This window comes from Clostridium sp. DJ247, from assembly GCF_014231265.1.
In genome coordinates this window covers 1-26,245 of sequence record NZ_JABAIW010000059.1, presented here as the reverse complement: position 1 = coordinate 26,245, position 26,245 = coordinate 1, and the positions used below count along the sequence as shown (strand labels likewise).

17 protein-coding genes, 1 other RNA gene and 3 pseudogenes are annotated in these 26,245 nt (G+C 32.0%); 7 read left to right on the top strand and 14 right to left on the bottom strand.

The features are described 5' to 3' along the window. Positions 1-398: 398 nt before the first annotated feature. The 4 genes and pseudogenes from rnr to ssrA form a co-directional block, all read left to right on the top strand. Positions 399-2,537 (top strand): annotated as a pseudogene (gene rnr / locus HGI79_RS18835) (ribonuclease R); the annotation flags it as partial. A gap of 683 nt (positions 2,538-3,220) precedes the next feature. Beyond that, positions 3,221-3,688, top strand: a complete 468-nt coding sequence (gene smpB, locus HGI79_RS18830; protein ID WP_185652224.1) for an SsrA-binding protein SmpB — start codon at positions 3,221-3,223, stop codon at positions 3,686-3,688. Between the two features lie 107 nt (positions 3,689-3,795). After that, positions 3,796-4,344 (top strand): annotated as a pseudogene (locus HGI79_RS18825) (hypothetical protein); the annotation flags it as partial. 334 nt (positions 4,345-4,678) lie between these two features. Next, positions 4,679-5,035: a transfer-messenger RNA gene (gene ssrA / locus HGI79_RS18820) on the top strand. Here the strand turns inward: ssrA and HGI79_RS18815 are convergent. Further along, positions 4,993-5,169 carry a hypothetical protein gene (locus HGI79_RS18815; protein WP_185652223.1) on the bottom strand — a complete coding sequence of 59 codons (177 nt, stop codon included), beginning with the start codon at positions 5,167-5,169 and terminating at the stop codon, positions 4,993-4,995. The genes ssrA and HGI79_RS18815 overlap by 43 nt on opposite strands. Positions 5,170-5,580: 411 nt before the next feature. Here HGI79_RS18815 and HGI79_RS18810 point away from each other — a divergent pair, with 411 nt between their 5' ends. Next, positions 5,581-6,891: an APC family permease gene (locus HGI79_RS18810; protein ID WP_185652222.1), complete on the top strand. Its 1,311-nt coding sequence runs from the start codon at positions 5,581-5,583 to the stop codon at positions 6,889-6,891. Between the two features lie 238 nt (positions 6,892-7,129). On the opposite strand, the pseudogene HGI79_RS23750 reads toward HGI79_RS18810, so the two are convergent. The 11 genes and pseudogenes from HGI79_RS23750 to HGI79_RS18755 all read right to left on the bottom strand — a co-directional run. Beyond that, positions 7,130-7,441: pseudogene (locus HGI79_RS23750) on the bottom strand (alpha/beta hydrolase fold domain-containing protein); the annotation flags it as partial. A 144-nt stretch (positions 7,442-7,585) separates the two neighbouring features. Further along, positions 7,586-7,705 (bottom strand): transposase domain-containing protein, encoded by a 120-nt coding sequence (locus tag HGI79_RS18800; RefSeq protein ID WP_395939559.1) that lies wholly within the window; start codon positions 7,703-7,705, stop codon positions 7,586-7,588. 157 nt (positions 7,706-7,862) lie between these two features. Beyond that, positions 7,863-8,981, bottom strand: coding sequence for a hypothetical protein (locus HGI79_RS18795; RefSeq protein ID WP_185652220.1), 1,119 nt, complete (start codon positions 8,979-8,981; stop codon positions 7,863-7,865). A 7-nt stretch (positions 8,982-8,988) separates the two neighbouring features. After that, positions 8,989-9,903, bottom strand: a complete 915-nt coding sequence (locus HGI79_RS23545) for an acyl-CoA dehydratase activase-related protein (RefSeq protein WP_185652219.1) — start codon at positions 9,901-9,903, stop codon at positions 8,989-8,991. A gap of 421 nt (positions 9,904-10,324) precedes the next feature. Continuing rightward, positions 10,325-12,403: a DUF5054 domain-containing protein gene (locus HGI79_RS18785; RefSeq protein ID WP_185652218.1), complete on the bottom strand. Its 2,079-nt coding sequence runs from the start codon at positions 12,401-12,403 to the stop codon at positions 10,325-10,327. Beyond that, positions 12,400-13,701, bottom strand: a complete 1,302-nt coding sequence (locus HGI79_RS18780; RefSeq protein WP_185652217.1) for a CehA/McbA family metallohydrolase — start codon at positions 13,699-13,701, stop codon at positions 12,400-12,402. The genes HGI79_RS18785 and HGI79_RS18780 overlap by 4 nt, the downstream gene beginning before the upstream one ends. Before the next feature lie 6 nt (positions 13,702-13,707). Beyond that, a complete protein-coding gene (locus HGI79_RS18775) occupies positions 13,708-14,580 on the bottom strand; it encodes a carbohydrate ABC transporter permease (protein WP_185652216.1) in 873 nt (290 codons plus the stop codon). 21 nt (positions 14,581-14,601) lie between these two features. After that, a complete protein-coding gene (locus tag HGI79_RS18770; RefSeq protein ID WP_207725850.1) occupies positions 14,602-15,483 on the bottom strand; it encodes a carbohydrate ABC transporter permease in 882 nt (293 codons plus the stop codon). A 116-nt stretch (positions 15,484-15,599) separates the two neighbouring features. After that, positions 15,600-17,015 carry an ABC transporter substrate-binding protein gene (locus HGI79_RS18765; RefSeq protein ID WP_185652214.1) on the bottom strand — a complete coding sequence of 472 codons (1,416 nt, stop codon included), beginning with the start codon at positions 17,013-17,015 and terminating at the stop codon, positions 15,600-15,602. Between the two features lie 135 nt (positions 17,016-17,150). Then, a complete protein-coding gene (locus HGI79_RS18760) occupies positions 17,151-18,239 on the bottom strand; it encodes an ABC transporter ATP-binding protein (protein WP_185652213.1) in 1,089 nt (362 codons plus the stop codon). 3 nt (positions 18,240-18,242) lie between these two features. Continuing rightward, positions 18,243-19,277: a LacI family DNA-binding transcriptional regulator gene (locus HGI79_RS18755; protein WP_313885233.1), complete on the bottom strand. Its 1,035-nt coding sequence runs from the start codon at positions 19,275-19,277 to the stop codon at positions 18,243-18,245. A 693-nt stretch (positions 19,278-19,970) separates the two neighbouring features. Here HGI79_RS18755 and HGI79_RS18750 point away from each other — a divergent pair. Together HGI79_RS18750 and HGI79_RS18745 are read left to right on the top strand one after the other, a co-directional pair. Next, on the top strand, positions 19,971-21,974 hold the full coding sequence (locus tag HGI79_RS18750) for a methyl-accepting chemotaxis protein (protein WP_185652212.1): 2,004 nt from the start codon (positions 19,971-19,973) through the stop codon (positions 21,972-21,974). A gap of 287 nt (positions 21,975-22,261) precedes the next feature. Beyond that, positions 22,262-24,349 carry a methyl-accepting chemotaxis protein gene (locus HGI79_RS18745; protein WP_185652211.1) on the top strand — a complete coding sequence of 696 codons (2,088 nt, stop codon included), beginning with the start codon at positions 22,262-22,264 and terminating at the stop codon, positions 24,347-24,349. A 237-nt stretch (positions 24,350-24,586) separates the two neighbouring features. Here the strand turns inward: HGI79_RS18745 and HGI79_RS18740 are convergent, their stop codons facing one another. Continuing rightward, positions 24,587-25,237, bottom strand: coding sequence for a 3-oxoacid CoA-transferase subunit B (locus HGI79_RS18740; protein WP_185652210.1), 651 nt, complete (start codon positions 25,235-25,237; stop codon positions 24,587-24,589). Between the two features lie 14 nt (positions 25,238-25,251). Next, complete coding sequence (locus HGI79_RS18735; RefSeq protein WP_185652209.1) at positions 25,252-25,968, bottom strand: CoA transferase subunit A; 717 nt, start codon at positions 25,966-25,968, stop codon at positions 25,252-25,254. Positions 25,969-26,245 lie beyond the last annotated feature (277 nt).

Sequence of the window (26,245 nt, the reverse complement as noted above, 5' to 3'; positions counted from 1 at the left end):
GTCGCTCGTTGAAAGCCATTCAGGCTTTCAACCATATCAAAGCTCCTAAGATTTTCTAAAAACACTTCACTAAGACTAATAAAAAGTTTTTAAATGTGCTTCAGTTTTGTCAACATATTCCTACGTATAAGTTAAGTTTCCACGACGGAACCCCTATATAAAATAACTTGATAATGAAACTTAATAAAATGCTAAAATAATGTAATAATTACTTTAAGGTAACAGCATACTATTACTAAGTGCAGATATAGTGTAAAATAAAAGTAAGTTGTATGAATATTGCTGAATATTTTTAGATAATTGATATAAAGATAATAATATAAGAAATGTACAAAGAGAAGCTTACATCAGTACTATAGTAATACATATTTTAATTTTAAACAAGCGAGGTGAATAATATGAATATAAGAGAGGTTCTTGTTGATTTCATGAGAGAGCAGGCATATAAGCCTATGAATCTACAGGAGTTAGAGAGAGTATTCGATATAAAAAAGACAGAAAGAAAAGATTTTGAAAAAATATTAAATGATATGGAAAAGGAAGGCCAAATTGTAAAAACTCGTACAGAATATTATGGAATTCCAGATAAAATGGGTCTCGTAGTAGGAAGACTTCAAGGGCATATAAAAGGATTTGGTTTTGTTATAGCAGAAACTGATAGACCAGATGTTTTTGTACCATCTTCTTATATGAATGGCGCAATGCATGGAGATAAAGTGGTAGTAAAGATTACTAGAGAAGAAAATATGGGGAAAAAGTGCGAAGGAGAAATAATAAGAATTCTCGAAAGAGCTAATAAAAGGGTTATAGGAACATATGAAAATAGTAAAACCTTTGGATTTGTAGTACCAGAAGAAACAAGGATATATCAGGACATATTTATACCAAAAGAATGTAAGAGTGGAGCAAAAACTGGTGATATCGTAATAGCAGAAATAACAACTTACCCAGATAAGAGGAGAAATCCAGAAGGTAAGGTTATTGAAGTATTAGGAAAGAAAGGGGATAAGGGTATAGATATACTTACTATAATCAAAAAGCATAGTCTTCCAGAAGAGTTCCCAGGAAAAGTGGAAGCATATGCAGCTAGTATATCTGAAGAAATTCCTCAAGAGGAATATGAAAGAAGAGAAGATTTAAGAGATTTAACTATAGTAACTATAGATGGAGAAGATGCTAAAGATCTAGACGATGCTATTTCTATTGATAAGCTTACTAATGGAAATTACTATTTAGGAGTTCATATTGCGGATGTATCTAATTATGTTAAGGAAAAAAATCCTTTAGATAAGGAAGCTTTAAAAAGAGGAACATCAGTTTATTTAATAGATAGAGTTATACCTATGCTTCCTAAAAAGCTTTCTAATGGTATATGCAGCTTAAATCCTAAAGTTGATAGGCTTACCTTAAGCTGTTTTATGGAAATAGATAAAACAGGTAAGGTTGTAGACCACCGTATTGTAGAGAGTATAATAAAGACTAATGAAAGAATGACTTATACTAATGTGACTAAAATACTAAGAGATGAAGATCCTGAGCTTATGCAAAGGTATGATTATTTGGTAGATACCTTCAAACTTATGGAAGAGTTATGTGAGGTATTAAATAAGAAGAGATTAAATCGTGGCGCTATAGACTTTGATTTTGAAGAATGTAAAATAATACTTGATGAATTAGGTAAGCCAATAGATATAAAACCTTATGAAAGAGCTATTGCTAACAGAATTATTGAAGAGTTTATGCTTGTATGTAATGAAACTATCGCTGAGCATATGTTCTGGGCTAACATGCCATTTGTATATAGAATACATGAAGACCCAGACGAAGAAAAGCTTATGCACTTCAATGAATTTGTACACAACTTAGGATATGTAATTAGATGGGGTCAAGATATACATCCAAAAGCTCTACAAGACGTTATAGAAAAGGTAAAAGGACAGAAAGAAGAAACTGTAGTAAGTACTTTATTACTTCGTTCTATGAAGCAAGCTAGATATTCACCAGAATGTGTAGGACACTTCGGACTTGCAGCAAAATACTATTGTCATTTTACTTCACCAATAAGAAGATATCCAGACCTTATTATACACAGAATAATAAAGGAATTTATTAATGGTAAAGTAAACGAAAATAGAATAAAGAGATTAAATGCAGAAGTCGAGCATGCTTCAAAGCAGTCTTCTGAAATGGAAAGACTTGCTCAGGAGGCAGAAAGAGAGGTAGATGACCTAAAGAAAGCTGAATATATGAGTGAGAGAATAGGTCAGGAATACGAAGGTATAATATCCTCTGTTACAAACTTCGGAATGTTTGTGGAGCTGCCTAATACTATTGAAGGTCTTGTTCACATAAGTACTTTGGATGATGATTATTATGTATATGACGAAAAACACCTAAGCCTTATAGGTGAAAGAACTAGAAATGTTTATAGACTTGGTGATGAGGTAAAAGTTAAGGTATCAAAAGTTGATATGCTTGCTCATGAAATATATTTTGACATATTAAAAGAAGATGAAGAGCAGAATGTGGATGTAGATAACCTAGGGCAACAATATTCAGTAGATGATATTCTAAAGAATGAAACCTTCAGTATAAAAAATAATTCAGAAACACATAATACTGAAACTTCTAAAATAGGAATAGAAAAAAATAATGAAGTTGAGGAAAATGTGTTAATACAAGCTTCTATGACATCAGCTGTAAGAGTAGAGGACGACCAAATACAGGAAGCAGAAAATACAGATTTTAATAACGTAGACACCACAAATGAAGGTAACGATAAAGGGGTTTCATCTGTAGTACTTACAGAAGATTTTCAAAGAAAGCTTAGATAAAGTGAAACTTGAATCAGATGGGATTTTTATTCAGAAATGAAAGCCTTGCAGTTCATAGAAAACTAATATAACCTATAGATAATAGTAATTTATAGATGAGGGTGTAAATTTTCCACCCTCATCTATTTTTATTTATTTTGAAAATTTCAAAATAAAATTTAATTACCTTATTGACAATATTTTCAAAAGTAAATATAATTTAGTTACGCAAGCGCTTGTACAAGCTATTTACACACTGAAAGCAGACATTATCAAGTGATTCTAAGAAGGGAAAGGAATCAAATAAGATGTATGTTAACAATTGGAAAATAATGTACAGAATATTGACTTTTGTATATATCTGTAATATAATGAAGTACTACAGAAAATAAGAAGTAGGTGTTCGTATGAAAAAAAAGGAAGGTAGTAAGACTCTTGCTGAAAATAGAAAAGCAAGACATGATTATTTTATAGAAGAAGGTTTAGAAGCTGGTATCGAGCTTGTAGGAACTGAGGTTAAGTCTATAAGGGCAGGTAAGGCAAATCTGAAGGATAGTTATGCAGAAATAAGAAATGGCGAAGTATTCATTCGTAATATGCATGTAAGTCCATATGAAATGGGAAATATTTATAACAAAGATCCTTTAAGAGACAGAAAGCTACTTCTTCATAAAGAAGAAATACTTAAGCTTCTAGGATTTACTTCGCAGGAAGGATATACGCTTATACCATTATCTTTGTACCTTAAAAACGGAAGGGTTAAAGTACACTTAGGTGTAGCTAAGGGTAAGAAGAACTATGATAAGAGAGATGCTATGCTTGAAAAGGCAGCTAAGAGAGATATAGATAGACAAATGAAAGAAAGATTTAGATAAGGACTGTATTGTTGCAGTCTTTTTTTATTTAGTATAAAGAAAAGCTCATGACTCTGATTATCTTTCTCTAGTGATTCATTTATAGTAGTTATTATATAATATCACCATATGCTACTAAAGAGCTAATGCCAACCATATTTATCATATCTGTTATAACAGCCATGAGTAATACTTTAATAGCCGCGGGTATACACGAAGAAATAATTTCACCGTTTAGAGGAGTTATAAAAAATTATTGGGTTGCTTATTGGGTTATAGGAATAGTAATGATGATATTCTCCTGGTTTTTCTGGCCGTCACCAGCTGTAGCTCTTATAGGAGCATTATTTCTACCTATAAATTCTATTGTATCCTCCATAACATTAACAGCAGTAGGAGCTATTACAGGATTAGATGGTTCGGGTTTTTCGGGGATATCATTAGTTGGCTCTACTGCAAAGTTATTTTCAGCATCTCTAGGTGGAGGCATAGATACATTAACTGCTTTAGGTCAAATAGCAGGAATATGGGTAGGTGGAGGAACGGTAATTCCATAGGCGGTAATACCTGTAGCTGCTATATGCGGTGTGGATGCCTTTGAGCTGGCTAAGAGAAATGTAAAACCAGTTATTATAGGTCTAGTTGTTACTACAATAGTAGCTATGTTTCTTATATAAAGTGAAACATACACCAGATGGTAGTATTAGATCAGGTAATCATAGGATAAGTAATAAGCCCCATTTTGTTAGGTAAAATGGGGCATTGATAATCCTTTATTTATATATAAAGTAATTACATTTACTATCTAGGAAATAAACAAATAATAATGAAGAAACTTACTAATATTAATTTAAAATCCTATTGATAAGTTTTCGTATGTGGTGTATTATAATAACTGTCAGATGAATAAAAAACATCTTGACTATATGAAAGATAAGTTGTATAATTTTATATTACAAGAATGCGTTTAATATACTGCACTTACAACCTAAGTGCCAAAGTATGCAACAAGGGGGCGTACTTGGTTTCGACGGGGGTGTGTTGCATTTGGGAAGCGAGTCGAGGGAACCTGTGGACCCGCGTTAAAAAACTATAGGATTAAATATAAACGCTAAAAACGATAATTTAGCTTTAGCTGCTTAGTCAGCTAACGTCAGCCTAAGAGTACCGCGACTTAGAGTCTGGCGCCGACAGCGGTGAAACGAGCCTGTGTAAGCTTTGCCACAGGAACGGGATTTATGAAGCTACTAAAACTAGAAGCCTGTCCTTAGGCGTCTGGCAGAGGGAATGTTAAAATAAGGACTGCACTCGGAGATGCTCAAGTGTTACTGCTTTCGGACGTGGGTTCGACACCCACCGCCTCCACCATACATATGTACAAAAGAGATGGTAAGGTTAATATCTACTTTATCATCATATACAATAACTGAGTCTACATAGGTGTTAATGAGAGTCTTAAGTTCATTAGCACTTTTATTATTTATAGTATATAAATCTTTCATTGTTAAAACCTATTCTATTTATACCTAGTATATAAAAGTCAAAATTTATTCTTATCTCAACACTTTTTTAGCTATATAATCTATTATTATATCATTAAACTTTATTTTATAGCATTTACATGCCGCCTTAAAAATAAACGAAGAAATATGAAATCCCCTAGCATTTAACCAGCTAAGGGCTATTCTAATGTAACTAAAATAATTTTTCTAATACGTTGTCTTTTGAAGCACTTACTATAAAATTACAGATTGTATTTTAGTCAAGTATAATATTTATTTATCAAAAATAACACACATATTTTATAATTTAATAATTATCAATTAAAATTTCAATAAAATATTTGTAGATTTGCGTTACATTTTGTAGTACTGATTTTATAATTTATTTATTTGAAAAAAGGAGAGAGATATATGGATAAAAAAAAGTTTGGCTTAATTAGTATTATTTTATTAGGAATAAACGGTGTTATAGGTTCAGGCATATTTTTATTACCCGGAAATGCCTATAAATTGTTTGGTCCTCAAAGTATAGGCATGTATTTAATTGTAACCTTATTAGTTTTATCACTAGCTCTTTGTTTTGCAGAAGTTAGTGGAATGTTTGATAAAACAGGAGGTGACTACATATATGCAAGAGCAGCTTATGGAGAATTTATAGGTTTTGAAGTTGGAATAATGAAATGGGTTATATGTATTATAGGCTGGGCAACAATGGCAGTAGGATTTGCCACTGCTTTAGGTTTTTTTTGGCCGCAGGCAGCAAATGGAGTAACAAAAAATATTATAGCTGTTGGACTTCTTGTAGTTCTTGGAATAATAAATTTATTTGGTATAGAAATCGCAAAATATTTAAACAACGTAATAACTATTGCAAAATTAATTCCATTGGTACTTTTTATTGTTGTCGGCATATTCTTTTTAAAAGGCGGAAATTTCATATCAACTCAACCAATTAATATGGACAACTTTGGAGCGGCTATAATTGTAGTTTTTTATGCTTTTTCAGGATTTGAATCCGTGGTAATAGCAGCAGGTGATATGGATAATCCAAAGAAAAACGTACCTATTGCTATATTAGCTACAATACTAATAACCTCTCTTATCTATATATTAATACAAACAGTTTGTATTGGAACTTTAGGTTATAAATTGGCTGGAAGTATTTCTCCGGTTGCAGATTCTGCAAATGTATTTTTAGGGGACTTTGGTAAAATGTTAGTTGCAGTTGGAACTCTTATTTCAATTGGTGGAATTAATATAGCTACAGCTTTTAATACCCCAAGAAGCGGGGAAGCTCTCGCAGAGGACGGGGTTTTACCTTCTTTTGTAGGCAAAAAAAATAGATATGGTCAACCTTATGCAGCAATTATAATATCAGTTGCAGTAGCGATACCTCTTGTTTTATCCGGTAGTTTTGCGCAGCTGGTAGGAATAAGCGTTATTTCAAAATTTGGGCAGTATATTCCAACCTGCTTTTCTGTTATTGTATTTAGAAGGAGAAAAGCAAAATCTTCATTTAGGGTGCCTTTTGGATACTTTATTCCTATAGTGTCTGTTTGCCTTAGCTTATGGTTATTATATAGTGCCTGGGCAGATGACATAGGTAAACCAATAATTCAAAATAGAATTATTATTGGGCTTGGCGGGTTTATAGTAGGCATTCCATTATATTTTTTATTTAAACATATAGGCAGCATGCATTCTTCGTCTACAAATGAATAAAGAATAAATATCCGCTTTTGCAATTTGAAATAATTATGCTAAAAAGTGCACACCACAAATGCACACACTTAATTTCAAAATCTATGTAAACATCCACAGATTTGTTTTACACAAATCTGTGGATGTTCACAATCCATTGCAAATTTCATTTTATAATTAATGTTATTCATTATATACTCATTAAAAACTCATGAACTTCCTTCCATGCTTCCTTAATTTCAGGTAGTGAAGGTACTATTTAAAACACATGAAACATTCCTTGATAGGTTGTTTGTTTAACATCCACACCAGCTTTTTTAGCCTTTTTAGCAAAGTCTATAGTATCACTTAAAATCACCTCATGAGTTCCAACCTGCATCAAAAGCTTTGGAAGTCCCGTTAAATTCCCGTACAATGCTGATATATATGGATTTTTTAAATCCTCATCTCCTGCAAAAATAATATTTTTACTTTTGTATCCTTTTAATAATAAATATTTATAAGAATCCACAGCATCATTTAAAGCCGCAGGATATAAATTTCTAGGGGCTAATCTATAATCTACTATTAAAACTTTAGCTTTATTAAATGTTTCGGAAAAATTTTTTGCTAGTACTAGATACTGTAAGCGGTTAACAAGTAATCACATTGACAATTGTTAACCGCTTATTTTTCAATCTTTTTTCTTTAAGTAACATTCCTTAGGGAGATTTCCCTAAGGAAAAAGAAATTCAAATACATCTGGATTATTTTCGAAATCTGAGTTAGGCATTTTTTCAAATAAATAGGTAAGATAGTTGAAAGGGTTTAACGCATTTTCCTTTGCTGTTTCCATAATGCTATATATTATGTTGAGAAGATAAGAGAAATGACCGAAGCTTTACTTCAGCCATCTATTTTCTTATATTTTTATGAGATGCTTTGTAAAACTTTCATCAATGACAAGTTGAATAACCAGGGTTATTTTCATTTGTAAATTTCACTCTATAAATTTACTTAATTACTATACTATCTTGAATACTCTTCATTCTTTCTTCTCTTTTTATTTCAATCATATCAATAAACGCTTCAATTCTTGTCATATAACCTGCTTCACCTGTCATTTCATCTATTATAAGTGTCATTATTGGGATATTATATTTCTTTTGAACTTCACTAAATGTGCTTTGTGCAATAATTTCTGGCATACAAGTGAAGGGATATATATGTATAACACCATCATATTTGTTTTTACCGCATAATATTGAATTTCCGATAGTTTCGAGTCCATGACCTCCAATATCATCAGTCTTCATAAATTCTTTTCCTACTTCATGAGGTTTATTCTTAAATTTTATAGGTAAAATTTTTCTGATAACGTGTTCCTTTATCCAATGACTTACATACAATTTATTATCTACCTCTACTCCTAAATTACCTAACTTTCTTTCAATATCCAAATTGATATAAGTTTCCAAAGTCGTATATATTTCACCGACAATCGCTATCTTTAAAGGTTTAACTTTCCTATCAATTTCAATGTTTTTTAACGCTTTCATTGTTGATCTTATTACTTTACTAATATCTTTATAGCCTTTAGCTTGGTGAATTTTATTTTGAAATTGCTTCATAATATTATCTGTTTCACCTTTATTTATTTCCATACACCTAGTATAGCTGGCAAATTGGTATACTTTGTCAACTATAAAAACCGTTCTTAAAGCATATATAATTCCTTTGACAATATTAATGATGCTTTTCCCGTTAGTCAAAGGTTTTAGTTTATTAAATGCTTCTTTAATTGTCATATTACTTAAATCTAGACACACAAATTTAGTTTTATATCCTAAACTTTTTAGTATTTCTGCCTGCAAATCGCCATAGTAACCAAGCCTACACTGGCCACACCCTCCACCAAATAAGATAAAATCCGCTCCATTCTCAATACCATAAATAAAATCTCCTAATATAGTTTTAAAAGGCAAGCATATAAACTCTGGTGAATGCTTGACACCATCTTCTAGTATTTTTTTATTACAAAATGGAGGTATTACATAATCTATTCCTATAGTTTCCAGTAAAACCTTCACAGATATATACATATTCCCCATATGTGGAAACGTAACTTTCATCTATTAATCACCTCATCATATCCAAAAAAGCTTCTATTCTTGTATCAAATCCAGCCTCTCCCGTGTGTTCATCAATTGTAAGCTTTAGAAAAGGTACTTTGTAATGGGATTTTAGCCGTCTTTCAATAAACTCTATAATAATCGAATCCAAGCCACAAGCGAAAGGCGTCAGATAAATAATTCCATTTATATTTTTATCCTCAGCAAATTTAAAAGCACTTCCGAGATTATCGAAACCAACTTCCCAAAAAACTTTACCATGAAATGGATAAGCGTGTTGCCTTTTTATTTCATGTTTAAGATTTATTGGAGTATATACGTTAATATTTCTATCTACCAGCTTCTTTATAAGTTTCATACTTAAATAATTATCGTATATCATATAAGGATGCCCTAAAACTGAAACTGAAAGCTTACTTTTAATCTGATTAACCTTAGTAGCGTTTAATGCTTCTTCCTGACTTTCTGCAAATGTTTTTAAAGCATTTCTAAAAGCGTCTACTACATCGTTATATTTAATATTTAAAATTTTAGCTATTTCCTTTAAACTTTTATATGTTTGTTTCGGTAATTGATCTATATGCAGCTTAATTTCTAAAATTTTCACTTGATTTTTAAGGTTTAACAAAGTCATATCTGGTAGTCCACAGAATTTAGGACATGTATATTCATTTTTATCAACACTTATGTATCTAGGGATAAATATATAGTCTACTTTATCTTTAAGACTATATACATGTCCGTGAAAAACCTTTACAGGTAGACATATTTCGTTACAACAGTGTTTAATCCCACAATTCAATATTTCTTTGTTTGTATTTTCAGATACTACTATGTTGCACCCGATATTTCTAAAAAAGCTTTCCCAAAGAACATGATGCTGATAGTAAAATAATCCTTTAGGTAATCCTACAGTTATCACTTTTTCACCGCCCTTCTAAATATATTTTCTTAATAACAAGGTTATATTGCATAATTTGGAAATATATGCTTTTGATATTAGTAATACTCAAAATATATTATAGCCTTTTAGGCTTTAATCTATACTTGAATAAATATCACCCACTGCCTCCACCATACATATGATTATCATGGTGGTTTTCGAAAAGAAAATACTATAAAAATAAAATGCTGTATTGGTTGAGGAAACTAATACAGCATTTTATTTTTATTATAGGAATTCGAACCCACAAAAAAGTATGGGGAATAGCATCGGGGTTACCCCGATGCTACTTTTAAAATCATTTTTTACAATGAAGTATAAAGATGCTTTTCGAATAGTATTTCAATAATTCAACATTTGTGAGCCGTTTACAGAAATGAAGCCGGCGAATTTGGACATTTCAAGGTTGAAAATCCGTTTCTATTAAGAATCTACTAATTATATCTTCTTCATACCACATTTTAAAATTGGTTCCCCATAGGTTGTTGTAAAGATTAAAGTGAATACCTCCCCTTGGTTCTGCATATTCTTGATTAAAATTGTATAAACGCATTTCACCTAAGGAAACCAGTGTAGAATCCAGTGGTACTATGCGACAGATAGTATTATTCAATTTGAAACCAACTTCTCTTATGGAATGATAGTTTCTATTACCATATTTCACAACCTTAAAGGGATCTATTATCTCACCCAATTTGTTAAACTTTATTTCCCTAATTGAATCATTGTCCACAAAATGTGAAACCCATAAAGCTTCTGGCAGCCTGGACGCATCCTTATTCAAAAAGTAAGAGGATATATAAATCTGTTTATGGTTAAAAATATATTTCATAACTGCTTTTCTAGGACATCCATATTCTTCACATTCACTGCCATTAAATTTTAATTCAATAATTAATTCATTTTCTTTTACAGCACAATTTTCAGCCGTAAAATAGTAAAACGTATCGTCTTGCTGCACACCAGCATCCTCAATTCCTGGTTTAAAGAAATCCGGAATGGCCCACAATTTATTAGTATCTAAATTAATCATGTATTCTTTTTTCCATTTGTCAAATGTGCTCAAACCAAATAATTGATACATAGCTTTGCCTAGAATAGCTGGCTTGTGCAGCCCTTGTCCTTGAACTTTAACACTGCCATTTTTCAATACACTAATCTTAAAGTCCCCAATTTCAAACTCCTCATACAAATTTATTTTTTTATATTGATGATTTATCTGGGGATGTTCAAAAATCTGCCCCTGTGCGTTTTGGGCATCTTCTTTTAAAATTAGTGGCAGTGATTCCACTGCATTGTCTAAATAATCCCTCTGTTTTTTGTGAGAAGCTTCAAACAGTGAATAACTTCTATCCTTCCAATCCAAGTGTTTTATCTGTGCTTTAAACTCATGCTTGGCAAATTCACCGTATTCCATATACTTTTCAGGAATATATTCATCGCTTAATATATCTATATTTCTAGCCTTTATAAAGTCTTGCTTTCTCCAATTTTTATAATCAGCTAAATACTTTTTGAAATCCAGTCCCCAGGTATGTTCAGGAATCATAAGCAAATTCCTCATAAATTCCCTATAAATATTACTGTCCTTCTCCAGCCTTCCTTCTTTTATCCATCTGTTTTTTAACCTTAAAAGTTCAAGAAAAACTGATACTTTATATGGATCTGTAGCTATGCCATGTATCCATGTATCTCCTATTTCATCTGTTACCACCGGTAATTGTCCTCTAAACTCCATAAGGGCTCTAGCATAATGGTCAAGAGTAGAAGCCTTTACCTCTGCTCCTGGAAATTGTTCTTGTATATTTTCAATCTGTTTATAAATATCCTCTTCATCTGGAGGTTCCGAGTTATCGCCTGAATGTGCGAAGACTAAAACCTCATCAAAACCCGGCACTATGGTAGTTTCTCCATAACTTTGGCAGTAGTTTACTATTAAATCATTCCCTTTAGAATCCCGCCATATAAATGTATCAGGTACATATGGCTTATGTGATACAGCATTTACTCCTATATGTAGATACTTAATGCCATTTTTGTGAAGTAAGCCAATTATTCCTTTAGTATGTCCCGGAACATCTGTCATCTTCGCAGCAATAGTGCTTCTTGAAAATGCTCTATCAAGGTTCTTACTTATTGAAATCCCATAATCAAATAACTCCTCGTCCATAAGTTCGCTATGAGTTGTAAATGGCAGACCGTGCCATACAATATATCCTTTATTTATAGCATCAATAAATTCTTGACCTGCTTTCCCATTTATCCTTCTTAAGTATTCATCTATTAACCACGAACCAACAGTCCATACAAATTTTTTGTTACTCTCATCTTTATTTACCTTATTAGCTAATTTAATAGCTTTGGGAATAAAATATTTTATATACTTGTCTATCACATTTTTAGCCAAATCCGTAAAGCCCACATCCAAATGAGACTTGTATATTACATGTACTTTTTTTATTTCTTTGTTTTTTTTCATAGTCGTATATAAATGGGATTTGAAACGGAAACCAATGCAGTCATATGAGGAATAATTTCCCTCCACACTTCAACGCGATAAAATACTCTTTCCTCAATATGGAAACTAAAAGTCTTTGTGTTCTCATCATGGATGCTATACATCTTTTCTATACCTTTATCTGAAATCAATTTAATTTCATCTTTAAAACCTACATTCTGTACTTTAACCAAACCAGTTTGATTTTCTTTTAAATCTATACAATCTCCCATTATAGCGTCTCCAACTGAAAATTCTATTATGGGACCATTTGCGGTGTAGCTTACAAATGCATGTCCGTTTTTTATGGCCTTTATGATATCTGACTGTCCTCTGGAGTTGCTATATAAAAATGTCGTAGGAGTACCTATCATTCTGAACAATTCATTCTTATGGCTGTCACTTCCCCCTACAATGGGAATTCTTTCTCCAGCAATAAGTTTTGAATTCCACCACTGCACAGCATCATACTCAGATTTTTTTATAGGTCCGTTCCAAACTTCCACAGCATCAAAGGGAACATCAAAGCCCCACTTCCAGCCACAATTTTGGCAGTACGGATGGTTTAATGTAATAAGTGCACCCTTTGCTTTTGCTTCTTTCATTATCTCTACTGTTTTATCTTTGTCATTTGAAACGAAATTTTTTATAGGATTCTTAACTCCAAGAAAATTGCAATGCCCATTATAGTGTGTCCATTCCATCCCGGGCAGCACTACAAGGGAGTCGCTGGTTACAATGCCGTCACATTGGGAGAAGGTATTATGATCAGTAAGAAATATAAAATCCATTCCGTGAAGCTTAGCTAAATTTATCACATCAGAAACATCATATTTACCATCTGAATGGATGGAATGTATATGCAGATCGCCTTTTAACAACACTCTTTCTTTTGGAGTGAATTTAATATTTACATTTACAATACAGCCTTCTTCTTGAATTTTATAAGCTCCTAAAATTATTGCCCATTCTCCTTCGTTAATAATTCCTCTTACATAACCTGGAGTGGCTTCATTTTCAGTTATGTAAAAATACAATCTTTCTGATCCTGACCAACCTCTAAAGGATTTACTTTCATCCATTATAGCTATATCTACAACATTAATTTCTTTATTGAAAATATCTCCCGTTTCACTTTCTGAAATACTTCTTCTCTTATAGGAATAGGATACCTCCAGCTTTGAAACATTTTCTGGTACTTTAAAAGGAATTTCAAAGTAAGTCTTTTCTTCGGACTTTGCTATTAATCTTTCTATGTTCAATTCCTGAATGCTTGTCATAATTCATCACCCCTTAGAAGCTCCTATTGTCATTCCTGTTACAAGGAATTTTTGAGCAAATATATATATTAAAATTAATGGAATAACGGAAATCACTATAGCTGCCATAATGGCATTTGGTGCTATAAAATCTACACCCGATTGACTGGCTTGGTTAAACACCAGTGCCTTAAGCAACATAGGAAGTGTATATTTATTCTGCTGAGTTATCAATGTTATTGGAATCATCAGGCTGTTCCACTTATTAATAAATTCTATAAATGTAACAGTGGCGAGTCCTGGAATTGATAGAGGAAGATAAATCCTCCAGAATATTTTAAATTCACCAGTATTGTCAAGTCTCGCAGATTCTGCCAAAGAGCCCGGAACCGCTGAAAAGTAGTTTCTCATTAATAAAATACTAAATCCTGAAACCAACCCATTTACTATTAATCCGGTGTATGTATTAAGTAAACCTAATGTTTTATTAAGAGAATAAATTGATATTAATGTCAAATCTCCCGGTACCATCATGGTTACCATTATCAATGAAGTCATTAATTTTTTAAAGGGTAAGTCCTTCTGAATAAGCACATACCCTGCCATTGAAGAAAGAACTACCTGTATAAGGATTGATACTACTGTTACAAAAAGGGAATTCAGAAAAGGTCGCCACAACTGCACCCTTCCCCATATATCTTTATATCCTTCTATAGTCAAGCTATCAGGAAGGAGTTTAATACCCGGCTGCATGGATCCTAGTTTGCTTGAAAAGGATACTGCCAAAACATTAATCATTGGCACTATCATAGTTATAAAAAGAATCAAAAGCATAATGTAGTTTAATATCCTTGCTGCAGCTATCATTTCATTCCTGTTTTTTATCTTTTTTTTAAACATTTGAAATCATCACCTCATTAATCAATAGCCTTCATCATATTTAATTAGTTTTCTTATAATAAATGTTATAACTAAAGTGGCTGCAAGTACCATTGTTGCAGCAGCAGTTGCTTTTCCTACCTTAAATTGTGTAATACCTTCCGTAAAAATATAGAGAAGTAATGTTCTAACCTTATCCATAATTGCCGGATTTCCCATCACAAATACCTGGTCAAAATTTCGCAGTAGCCCCATTGTACCGAGCATTATAATGACTTTTATTGTTGGTACAAGATGTGGTATTATTATTTTTCTAATCTGCTTCACCCTTGAAGCTCCATCTATCTGAGCTGCTTCGAATACATTAGGATTTATAGAAACAATACCGGCTAATAATAATACTGCATAGTATCCCGTGTATTTCCAAGTTTCTGTTAATATCATAATTGTCTGCGCATATTTTGCTTCAGCTAAAAATTGAACTGATTGAGCTCCTGTGAACGTCAATATATTATTAATAAAGCCATTGGTAGAGAGTACAAATACCCACATTCCACCGACTACAGCCCACGAAAATAAATTTGGAATATACGTAACTGTCTGTATTGCAGATTTTGTAAATTTATTTCTAACTTCGTTTATTCCAAGAGAAAGAAACAAGGCAAATATAATAGTAAGAATTTGAGTGCCTATACCTATAGTCAATGAGTTTTGAAAAGCTTGGTGAAATTGGTAATCACCTAAAACCTCCTTATAGTTAGAAATTCCCGTAAATTCCGGAGTGCCTATTAGTTTGTTTTTCTGGAAGCTTTGAATCATTCCAAGTATAAGAGGAAAATAAGAAAAAACTATAAAGTATAATAAAACAGGAAGCATCATCAGATATATGGCTTTATATTTTTTTATTTGTCTCAATGTTTTCATATTGAAAGGATTATTGAATTTAAACAGTATGGATTTCTTTGACTCTGTACGCTCCACATTATCACCCTTTCTATAATAAATACAAGAAGAGCTCAGCTCTTCTTGTAAATTTCATATTATTGAATCACTCCAGCCTGCTTTAATTCAGCTCTCATCTGCGCAAGGCCATCTTTTGTGCTTACATCACCTTTTATTATTTTCACTGCGTTTTTACCGATAATTTCCTTATATTTCGGTGTTTCGGGGAATACATCTTCAATCTTTGAATATTGAATATACTTCATAGCATCTTCAAATCCAGGATTCCATCCTATAGGATTTTTAAACTGAGAATTAATAGGTAGCGGTGCACCATGATCTCCGGCATGCTTTTTACCGCTTTCTGTTAAAACATATTTTCCATCTACTTTATTATAGTCGGAGCCTTCAATCCCTACTGACAATAATTCTCCACCTTCTTGTGTGGCAAAGTACTCAAGGACCTTCACAGCACCTGGTATATTTTCTGCATTGGCTGGTATACCCCATAAAGAAGCTGTTCCTTTAGTTAACATGTAGTTTCCATCTGGACCTTTAGTTCCTGGAAGTGGATATGCTTTAAAGTTATTTGGATACTGATCGCCTGCATTTTTATTATATAGACCGGTATAGGCAGCCCAATCAGTAACTTCACCAGTTTTTCCTGTCTGGAACTTGTTTCTTAACTCCTTTGTTGTATCAGTTAACGCATCTTTGTCCATTAATCCTTCTGCGTAGAGTTTACGAAGCCAATCCCACACTGGTGCTGCTTCATCTGTAGACCATGGAACAGTCTTTTTCCCGTCTTTGCCAAGCACAATTCCGCCTTTCAATCCCAGGGATGAAAACCATGGCTGCATGTCATGCATTTTAGTAATTGAAATGTTAATAGGGTAAAAATCCTTAACTTTGGCAGTGTTATCATTATAGTCCTTCATTTTCTTAAATGCCTGATAGTAACCATCAAGTGTCGGATCTATATTAGCTACGTCTACACCTGCTTTTTGAGCAATAACCGAATTTACATTAACTACTCTATGTACTTCTTTCTTATTAAAGCCAGCATATAATTTTCCGTTAACTTTTATTGCATCCCATTCGGATTGTGGTATTATATTGGTATCTGATAAAATCTTTGATTTCTTAACATAATCAGTTATATCCGTAAGGGCACCTTGGTTTACAAGATACGGAAGACTATCTTGGCCAAAATATACTAAATCGTATTTTTCACCTGATTGCAGCTTTTGCATCAATGCATTATCATAATCTGAAGCCGGCTTTTCAATTGTAATCTTCAATCCTGTTGCCTTATTCAAGGCTTCATTGAAAAGTTTCATTTCCTGCTCATCTTTACCTCCAGTTACATTGGTGAGCATCTTCAATTCTTTCTTAACTGGGGCTGCATCAGTTGTATTTGCAGTTTGTTTTGCACTATTTGAACACCCAGTAAAAATAAATGAAGCTAAGATACTTGCTGTAGTCACTAAAGATATAATTCTTTTCTTTGACATAATTATTATCCTCCTTCTTAATGGTGGGTGGCAGACCTAAAGGCCATGGCACGCCTAAAATTCATTGGCCACATATATAAATTTATGTGCCTTTGAGTTTCTTAGATATTTATGTAATTTCAAATTACAACAAGCTTAAATTCTCTCTTCTGTCTCTGAATCAAATAGACTCATCTTTTCTAGCTTAAAACCTATATCATAGACTCTATCTTCACTCAACTTGTTCTGCTCATTTACTTTTGCAATTATTTCCTGTGTACCAATGTTAAAATACAGCAAATTTTCACTGCCTAAAAACTCTATCATATTTGCCTTTACAGAACATACAGTATTTTGATTATTATTTACTGTGATATGTTCAGGACGTATCCCTAATATAATCCTTTTGCCAATGTAATTTTCACACTTGCTTAATATTTCCTTTGCAATAGTAATTTTCAAACCATCTATATCTACTGTATTTTCATCTATCAGGACAGCACTTATCAAATTCATGGGTGGAGTACCGATAAACTCTGCTACGAAGGTATTAACTGGATAATTATAAAGTGTCTGAGGATCAGCTATTTGTTGTATCTCACCTTTATTCATTACTACAATTTTATCTCCCAATGTCATTGCTTCAATCTGATCATGGGTTACATATACCATTGTGGCATTTAGTTTTTTATGTAGCTCTGCGATTTGTTTTCTAGTCTGAACTCTCAGCTTCGCGTCTAAGTTTGAAAGAGGTTCATCCAGTAGAAATACCTTTGGCTCTCGTACAAGAGCTCTACCCAAAGCAACTCGCTGTCTTTGACCACCGGATAGTTGTTTTGGCAATCTGTCTAAAAGTTCAGATAACTCCAGCATATTTGATGCCATTTCTACTCTTTCAGCAACTTCCTTTTTATCAATCTTCATGTTTTCAAGGCCAAAAGACAAATTTTCTTTAACTTTCATATGAGGATAAAGTGCATAGTCCTGGAACACCATAGCAATATCTCTATTCTTGGGTGCCATGTCATTTACAACTTGTCCATCAATAATAATCTCTCCACTTGTTGGATCTTCAAGACCCGCAAGCATACGAAGTGAGGTGGATTTCCCGCACCCTGATGGTCCAACAAAAACCACTAGCTCGCCTTTTTCTACCTGAATATTTGAATTCTTAACAGCATAGAACTTACTCTTCTTAGAATCATCATATACCTTTATCAAATTTCTGAATTCTAAATAAGCCATATATCATACTTGCCTCCTTATGTTATTACTTGTTGATCTTCTTAATGTTAATTTTGACGATATTGTTAAGCTCTTTACTACACAGTCTTTATTTTTACATAGTTCAATAAGCATCTTGGCAGCTTCTTCTCCTAAAATCTCAGAATTCAAATTTGCGCAAGTTAAAGTAGGGGAGAGTGTGCTCTCTAAATCATCGCTGAATGCAACAACTGAAATATCCTCGGGAATGGCTATATCTAATTCCTGTAACCCCTTGTATACACCTTGGGCAACTTTATGACTGTCTGCAATGATAGCTGTTATATCTTTATGAGTGGAGATTATTTTTTTTGTATACATATATCCGTATTCAATAGATGTCATTTCCTCCGGCTTAAAAACTATGTAATCACTATTATTATTCAAATTTAAAATATTAAAAGCTTCTAGATAACCTTTTGCTCTATCCTGACTTACAGTTCGCTGTTCTGATGAGTTTAGAAATAAAATGTTTGTGTGTCCCATTTCTATTAAATGATCAGTCAGCTTAGCTGCAATACTTACATTATCATTGTCTACATAAGATATTTTATCTTCATATCCTTTTTGAGGTCTTCCGATAACAACCATGGGTATATTTTTTTCGTATTTTTGAATAATTCTCTCATCGTTTTGTGAAGGGTCTAACAGTATTTCTCCATCAATAGGGTCAGTAGTCTGAAACTGTATTTGACCATCATATTGTTGCGATAGCGGATTTACCAATACTCTGTACCCATTCTCATAACATACCTTAAGTACACCGTTCAGAAGAGACAAATGAAACTGGCTAAACTTCACATTTTCACCCTGCATGTTCAATCCAATTATCTTAGTTTCTTTTGTAGCCAGGCTCCTTGCCAAATAGTTAGGTCTGTAATTTAGCCTTTTGGCAACCGCTAGAACATGCTCTCTAACCTTCTTACTGATAGGTCTTTTTCCACTAAAAACACTGGAAACCGTGCTTTTAGATACACCTGCTTCTTTTGCTACGTCATTTATGTTTATTATGATAACCACCTCAACACCGATATTAAACCGGTTTTATTAATTTTATACTACAACTGTGTTAATTGGACGTTAATTTGAGTTTATAATGTATACTGCAAGTATATTTTGTCATTTGTAGCTTATATAAGAACAAAAACGGTTTAATAAAAAAGACTAAATTCCATATAGACCTGTTTCCTAATATATGTCTATTTTACTCAGGACACTCCAGTCTTTTTTTAATTTTCTTATATATTGTCTTGTTGGTTATATTAATGTTAAATATTTTATTGATATATTGAAATCCGATAAACAATTTAAATAAGGAGAATCTATTTAAAGAAATATAAATTTTAAATAAACTCAAGAAAAGCAGCCTCTTTAATAAATTCACATTTGCAAAAGACACTCACATAGTATAATAAACTTAAGACTTTTCAGTAGAGAAGAAGTAGAGAATGAAAGGCTCTAGGAATGTAGTAAAAATCAAAAAATATAACATGCATTTTACATAATGTTGATTGACGGAATAATGCAATAATTGGTACACTTGAGACGAAAAATATGTTGAAAAAGAAAAAAATAAGTTGCTTAAGAGCAATGGAACCGAAATTTCGACAAGAATAGATCTTATATTAAACTTCTAAGTTATTAGGCAAAGACAGGTTAGTATAATGTTTAAGATTTTAAAGTATGAATATTTTAATAAGTTAGGAGAATGTTATGAAACGAAGTTTATCCAAAAAATTATACGGTTTGATAATTACTATTTTCGGGGTTGTCATTATAACTACACTTGCTATGATTTATTATATGCTTGTTGAAAATAATAAAAATAGTGCAGATTTGATGTACAGTCGATTTAACAATAGTATAACTGCTGATCAAGAAAAGCTTAAAGTAACGTTAACCTCAATTATGAGAAGGGCTGATTTTCAGAATGCTTTTATAAATAATGACAGGGAAAAACTTTTATCTCTTACCTCAGACTATTTCAAAGAATTAAAGGAACAATATGACATTACACATTTTTATTTTCATACACTTGATTCAAAGAGTTTTCTACGAGTTCATCAACCAGAGACATATGGAGATGATGTTAAAAGATATACATTGCAAAATGCAATGAAAGAAAAGAAAATGGTAGGTGGCCTTGAACTTGGAGTTACAGCATTTGCTTTAAGAGTTGTGAGCCCTGTATACCAAGATGGTGTTATAATCGGTTACGAAGAAGTTGGTGAAGAAATAGATAAACTCCTTGATGACTTTAAAAGAACAACAGGATCAGACATTTCACTTGTTGTAAAAAGTGAGTACATATCAAAGGACAGTCTTAAACCAGATCAAATATTTAATAACAATGTAATACTTTCTTCTACCAACACTTCATATCTAAAGGGAATTCTAACTAAGATTAATTATGGAAGTACTTCAAATCTGAAAAATGTATACAAACCATTAGTATTTAATAAAGGCATGTTTACGTCTTATTATTCAAATAAACTTTTAGATGCCGGTGGGAGAGAAGTTGGAGATATCATCATAATTAGTAATGCAAACAATTTTTTTAGTTCATTAATATTAGTTTTTATAAGTTTGTTGTTAATTTTTATATTATCATCCGTAATTTTCTATAAAATAATCAAAAGTCCAATTCGATCTATCCAAAATATAATTGATGAATTGGAAAATGTAAAGAAGGGTAACGGTGATTTAACTAAACGAATTCCAGTAAAGACAAATGATGAAATTGGAGTATTAGCTAAGACAACAAATGATGTATTTGATAACTTGCAACAAATTATTTCTGCTGCCCAGAATACTTCAACTGAAACGTCTATCTTTTCACTAAGTTTAAATGAAAATGCTAAACAGACTTCTAAAGCAACAGAACAGATTGCAAATAATATCAAAGGGTTTACAGAAATAAGTCAAAAGGAACTTGATGAAGTCCATCATATTTCCAATAACATTTTAGGATTTGGGACATCAATTGATAATATTACCAGTAGTATTAATACTGTTTTCAATACTACAACTACCTTGAAAGAAAAAGCTGATGAAGGTAAAAAAATGCTTAAAGATGTTCATAATCAGATAGAAACAATCTATAAGAAATATAACAATACGTTAATTTCAATTGACATACTACAACAGCACTCAAAATCAGTTGAAGAAGTAAGTGCAGTTATAACAAACATTGCTTCACAAACTAACTTATTAGCTTTAAATGCTGCAATTGAAGCAGCAAGAGCTGGAGAAGAAGGCAAGGGTTTTGGAGTTGTTGCAGATGAAGTTAGAAAACTTGCTGAGCAAACAGCCCATTCTTCAAAAAGTATTAAAGATATGATTTCAAGTATATTGCTTCAAATATCTGATGTAAAGGACAATATGGTTAATAGTCAGGATAATGTGAGTGAGAGTAAATTAATTATTAATAATGCAGATATTATATTTGAATATATATTTAACAATGTTGATAATATATTTACAGAAATTACTGATATTTCAAAGGATTCCAGAAGTATATTCCAAAGTAATAAAGAGATAACAAATTCAACTATTGCCTTATCAAATTCTATGTCTTCAAATTTTAGTATTGTTCAGGAGATAGCTTCTGCAGCAGATGAACAAACTGCAATCAATCAGGAGATGGAATCATCTGTTTATGAATTAACAAACTCTATGAAGAATTTAAAAACTTTGATTGACGAATTTAAAGTTTAAAGAGTTTATTTATAATAATACAAAGAGACTGTAGCAAGATTTGTTTTTATGTAAATCTAGCTACAGTCTTATATTGTACATATAACTTTGATACAAGAGTAATTTCTTTTTTTGTTAATTATGTGGGAATAAAAAACAAAAGATATACTTTAATGTATTTTTAACATATTCTGAATAATACAAATCTATTGCTATGCAGAAACTTAGATTATAATTAAATTAATCGTCATAATATGTAAATAAACACTATTGATAAAAAACTAAAAAATAAAAAGGAGTATCTAACAATGAGAAAAGTAAGAATAAAAAATATAAATTTGAAAGTAAAGCTAATTATTAGTTTTTCATTTCTTATTCTTATTTCTATTGGAGCCATAAGTTTTGTTGTAAATATGAAAGTAACTCAGCAATTAAAAGATGATTTTGTTAAATCTACAGGTAAAGAATTATCACAAGTAAATAATGCAGTTAACCTATATTTTGATACTATTAATGAGAATTGCAAAATGCTATCCCTTAACCAAGTAGTAAAAGAAGCAGATAATACAATTACGTCTTACATTGATAAGCCTGGTGGTGCTGATGGAACCTTAATGATGACACCTTCCCAAAATGGTGGAATAGAAACACAAATATTTAACTACTATAAAGAATTTGCTGAAAAATCTCATACTAACTCTGCCTATGTATATATGGCTACAGAAGCAGGTGGTTATGTAAGTTGGCCAGAATCTAAAACTAAAGGGAACTATGATCCAAGAAAAAGACCGTGGTATACAAAGGCTATAGAGAATAAAGGGAAGGTAGTAAGGACTGCAGCGTATGATTCTGGTGCAGATCATAATATTATTGTTAGTACTGTTACTACAATCGAGAATAATCAAGGAAAAACTATAGGGGTTCAAGGATTAGATATAAGTTTAACACAATTAACAAAAATTATTAAGAATATAAAAATAGGACAAACAGGATATGTTATCCTATTTGATTCAGATGGCACAATATTGGCTCATTCTAAAAAAGAAGATATGAATTTTAAAAATGTGAAGGATTTAAAAATACCTGAATTAGAAAAAAAATTTTCAAATAAAGAAGGCTTTTTTGAATTAAACATTGACAATAAACAATATGCTGCAAATATATATACATCACCAGAAACAGGATGGAAGTTTGTAGCGGTTATTGATAAGACAGAATTAGTTAAAAGCTCAGATAACATAAAAAATACAATTTTAATTATTGCATTTGTATCAATTATTTTCTCTATTTTGCTTGCTATTGCTTTTTCAAATAGTATTATTAAACCTATTTCGGCAGCAATGAAGCATCTTCACCAGATTGGACTAGGGGATTTTTCACAAAATATTTCCTCTGATTTATTAAGTAGAACAGATGAGGTTGGAGTTATTTCTGGTGCAATTTATTCTATGCAGCAAAATATGAGAGAAATTATTAGTCATGTTCAGCAAACAACTGAAACGGTTCTAAGATCCTCAAATGAAGTTGCTAATATAACAGACCAAAGTAAATGTGCTTTCAAAGAGGTGGCAAATTCAATTGAAGAAATTACAAAAACTGCTGTAAATCAAGAAAAACACTTAACAGAAGGAAATAATAAAGTTTTTGACTTAGGAAATAGCATAGATACCATTATTAACTCAACTAATGAAATGAATAATTTATTTGAAGTTACAAATAAATTTAGCGACAATGGTATTACCGTGGTTAAATCGTTAATTGAAAAATCTTATGAGAGTAAAACAGCTTCTGATGAGGTAAATAAAGTTGTATTTTTAATGGATAAAAAATCTGAAGAAATTAGTACCATTACAGAAACAATAAAACAAATTGCAGACCAAACAAACTTATTGGCACTTAATGCTGCTATTGAAGCCGCAAGAGCAGGTGAACAAGGAAAGGGGTTTGCAGTAGTAGCGGACGAAGTAAGAAAACTTGCAGAACAATCTGCTGAAGCAGCTAATAGCATAAAAACTCACATTGATAACATTCAAAATCAGTCTAAAATTGCAGTAAATGCTATTAATAAATCTAAAATAATCATTGAAGAGCAAGAGCATACCGTTACTGAAACAGAAAGGATTTTTACTAAAATATCTACTACCATTGAATCTTTACTGGAGAAATCCAATGAAGTTAAAAATTATAACAGTATAATGATAAGTAAGAAAAATGAATTGATGGGAATGATTGAAAATATAGCAGCGGAATCACAAGAAACTACTGCTATGAGTGAATCGGTGTCAGCAGCAGCTGAAGAGCAAATGGCAGGTTCAGTTGAAATTGCAAATCACACCAATAATCTCAACAAGCTTATAGAAGAGCTTGAAAAAAATATTGAGAAATTTAAAATATAGAGGTATCATTTTATATAAAAATAGAAAATCTTTAAAAGGTTAAAATATTTCAATCTGAATCTAAATATATATATAACAGCAAAAATAAAACCGTATCGGAAAAACCGACACGGTTTTATTTATTTCCCTTAAAGATGGGAGTATTAGAGCGGGTAGTCATCGGATAAATTACAATGAGGAATGTTTAGAGTTAAGTACAAACTTAGCATTGCAAGTATACTACATTTAAGATATTCTTTAGTACATTAAATGGATTTTTTCAGGAATAATCAATTCAGCTTCTGTACATTTTACTATATCCTCTACACTTACTCCAGGTGCAAGCTCTTTTAGCACTAGTCCATCCTTTGTAACATCTATAACTGCTTTTTCAGTTATTATTAGATTTACAGCAGCTGCTGCTGTAAGAGGTAAAGTACACTTTTTCAGAATCTTAGGATTTCCCGCTTTATCAGTATGTGTCATTGCCACAATTATCTTCTTTGCACCAACTAAGAGATCCATTCCGCCGCCCATGCCTGGAACAAACTTACCAGGTATTTTCCAATTGGCTATATTTCCTTCCTGATCTACTTCAAAAGCCCCCAATACAGTAGCATCTACATGTCCTCCTCTAATAATAGAAAAAGATAAGGATAAGTCAAATGCAGATGAACCAGCAAGCATAGTAATAGGTTCTCCACCTGCATTAGCTAGATCCGGATCGGATTCTCCAAGTTTAGGTCTAGGTCCAAATAGTAAACCACCATTTTCAGTTTGTAAAATTACGTTAACTCCTTTAGGTATATAGTTAGCTGATGCAGTAGGTATCCCAAAACCTAAATTTATAACCATACCATCTTTAAATTCTTTTGCAATTCTTTGAGCTATAATCTCTCTTACATTCATATTCAATACTCCCCTTACTTTAATTTTTTACTTCTTATCCATAAATCTTCAAATATCTCTTTTCTATGTTCTGAGGTATAACCTTGAACTATAATATCTACAAAAATTCCGGGTGTACCTATTTCATTATAAGAAAGTTCACCAGTTTCAACTATCTCATCAACCTCAGCTATAACTAAATCAGCAGCAGTTGCCATTACGGGATTTGAATTTAAGGATACTCCCTTATATTGAAGATTGCCAAGTTTATCTGCTTTGTGTGCTTTTATAATTGCTATATTTGCTTTTAAAGGTGAATATAATAAGAATTCTTTTCCATCTACTATAACTTTCTCACGTCCATTTTCCATTTCAGTTCCTAAACCTGTAGGGGTTAGTACTCCACCTAAACCAGCTCCAGCGGCTCTTATTCTTTCAATCCAGGTTCCCATTGGATTAAACTCTACTTCAACTTCATTATTAATATATTGTTGTACAAGATAGGGATCAGTTCCTATATGTGCTCCTATAAATTTTTTAACCTGTTTATTAGCTGTAAGTTTACCAACATCAAAATTTCCAACAGGATTGTCACCTACTACACTTATAATAGTTAAGTCTTGTACATCATTTTTTACTAGTTCATCAATTATCCTTAGAGGTGTACCTACACCAAAGAAGCCACCAATCATGACACTGGAGCCAGCTTTAATCTTTTTAGCTGCATCCTCAACACTTTGTATAATTGCCATTATTTATCCCCCCACAAAAATTATTTTAATGGTAAATTTTAACATGGTGATAATTTAAATTTTATTATATAATATTAAATTTATTGCGTAATATGATAACTTTCTATTAAAATTTTATTTGATGACTATCCGCTCTAATACTACAGTATTTATAGGAAACTCCTCTTCAGAGGAGTGCTCACAGAGTAAGCGACCATATTAAAATCACAGATTTTGTATGTCTGCTTAACCGATTCGCACAAAATCACAGATTTTGGCTCTCTGCTTAACTGGGAGT